At 59.4% G+C, this 552-nt stretch carries 1 pseudogene; it reads left to right on the plus strand.

From position 1 onward, the window contains the following. Positions 1-28: 28 nt before the first annotated feature. Positions 29-552, plus strand: a pseudogene (locus tag DIE15_RS36710) (M23 family metallopeptidase); the annotation flags it as partial.

A 552-nucleotide genomic window follows, 5' to 3' on the forward strand; every position in this document is an offset into this window, starting at 1 on the left:
CCAAATACAGCCACACACAATAACGATCATGATTATCAGCCCGCCGTTTCTGCCCAAAGCCGGTCTCGCGGTCCCGACCGGTGCGAACCCCGATCCGATGATGGATGCGGTGGACAAGTTCGAATGTGACCACGGCGTCTATCCGATTGCGTTTGATCGGCGCTGGCATTGCGGCGTGCATCTTCAGCCCGATACGAAGGGCAAGGTGCACGCGATTGCCGACGGCGAGGTCGTTGCCTATCGCGTTTGTCAGCATGGGGTTGACGGCGGCGTGAGCCATACGGGATTTGTGTTGCTCAAGCATACGACCGAGACTGGAGAAGGCCGCACGCTGACGTTCTATTCGCTGTACATGCATCTGCTGCCGCTGGCCGAGTATCAGCAGCACAGTGCGAACGCCAAGGATATGCCCGAGTTCCTGCGCATGCCGACCGGTTCGGTGAACAAGGGGGAGGTGACGCCGGCGGTCTCCGGGGAGGGCAAGAAGGTTCGGCGCAAGGATGTGTTGGGGTGGCGTGGCGAATATGAGGGTATGCCGCATTTGCATTTCGA

Origin of the sequence: Burkholderia sp. Bp9031, from assembly GCF_003857965.1 — a bacterium.
Lineage (GTDB): Bacteria > Pseudomonadota > Gammaproteobacteria > Burkholderiales > Burkholderiaceae > Burkholderia > Burkholderia ambifaria_A.